This is a genomic window from Viscerimonas tarda (assembly GCF_054601255.1).
The window spans coordinates 1-1,514 of sequence record NZ_BAAHWV010000122.1 but is presented as its reverse complement, the minus strand read 5'-3'; the positions used below and the strand labels follow the sequence as shown (position 1 = coordinate 1,514).

Genomic DNA, 1,514 nt, shown 5'->3' with positions numbered 1-1,514 from the left:
TAAGCTAAACGCTATTCTTTTACAATATGTCGCTGCAAAGTTAAGTATTTGCCGCCGTTTTTGTATCCGGTTGCCGGATATTTTTGTGTTTTACAGGAATATTACCGGAAAATCCGCTACCTTTGCGCGAAATTTTTTAATAGTAGAAATCATGAAAGATTTAACAGTAAATTTGAATCAACTTTTCGCAGATTTTCAAAAAGACGCGACGGCACAGGTAGAAAACGGGAACAAAGCAGCTGGAACCCGTGCCCGCAAAACTTCATTGGCTATCGAAAAAGCCCTCAAGGAGTTTCGCAAGGCGTCTATCGAAGCGGCTAAATAATAAAAGGTTGATTCCTGCAAAAGAAAAAACGGGACTGTATATTTTCATATATAATCCCGTTTACTTTTTCAGAACATCCGGTTCATGTCAGCCAGCACATCTTCATGCTTGGTTTGTTTCCAGTAATGGTTGTAGATAGTCTGGGGAGTGTTGCCGGCAAACTCGGCTACCGCTATCGGGTGGTACATCTCGTCCAGCATTTTGGTAATAAATGAACCGCGAGCTGCATACCAGTGAAACTCTTCGCACCGGAGTTTCTTCGCCACCTTTTTGAGTGTATTGGTCATATTGACATTGATACCCCGGAGACGGTTGCGCTGCTTTTCTTCCGTAATATGCTTGTGGTTAAACAACGGTAAAACGTAATCACCGAAACATCTGTCCCTGTATTTTTCCACAATAGCTTTCGCCTTGTCGTTGAACGGCATTTTGGATTCCCTGGGAAATTTAATTCTTTCCCGCTGAATGATATTGTCTTCGATACACGACCATGTTAAAAAGCAGACGTCAATACCAATGATGCCGCCCGCGTAAAAGCTGAACAGGAAAATATCAATGTAAAATCGTTCCAGCTTTGAGAACTTGCTTTTATCCATCGTTTCCATTTTACATATCAAATCGTAACTGATGGTTTGAGGTTTCCATTTCTTCCGCTTGTTTTTAACTAAATGGCCGGTACCTTTGAAGACGCTGACATCAGTATCCGGCATGTTCATTCTGCCGGAATAACAAAATACGCCATACAGGGTCTTCAATTTGAGAACCAGTCCCGCTTCATTGCCGTTCCGGACTCCCTGTTCCTGCGTATAGAGGATAAAATCATTGATAAATTCCTCTGTAATTTCGTTGAAAAAGTAGGTGGAGAATTTTCTGCCGTACTGCTCTTCCGTAAACTTGCACAGGGAATCCTTGAGATAGGTATAGCTCTTCGCCGTACTGACACTGGTCAGGACTTTCCCGTTTTTAAAGCGTTTCCGCAGCTTCAGTTTTTCTACAATCGCATCAATGCATTCCGAAACCGGTAAAACCTTGACAGCTTCCTTTTTCTTCTTTTCCGTTTCAAAGCAGTGCGATAACTGGCGGGGAGACCATTGTTTGCCTTCCTTGTCCCATTGCTTGGCAACTGTTTCGTACTTTTCCCTCAGGTCTGCAAGTGCCTTGTTTTTTTCGGTGGCTTCAGGCGATTTGG

Annotated in this window: 2 protein-coding genes; one reads left to right on the top strand and one right to left on the bottom strand. The window is 42.8% G+C overall.

Going from position 1 to position 1,514, the window contains the following annotated elements:
* Positions 1 to 151: 151 nt before the first annotated feature.
* Entirely contained in the window at positions 152 to 325 is a 174-nt protein-coding gene (locus ACYPWY_RS16205; RefSeq protein WP_459686584.1) for a histone H1, read from the top strand.
* Between the two features lie 68 nt (positions 326 to 393).
* On the opposite strand, the gene ACYPWY_RS16200 is transcribed toward ACYPWY_RS16205, so the two are convergent.
* Positions 394 to 1,514 (bottom strand): phage integrase SAM-like domain-containing protein (locus ACYPWY_RS16200; RefSeq protein WP_459686583.1); only part of this gene is annotated, 1,121 nt, incomplete at its 5' end.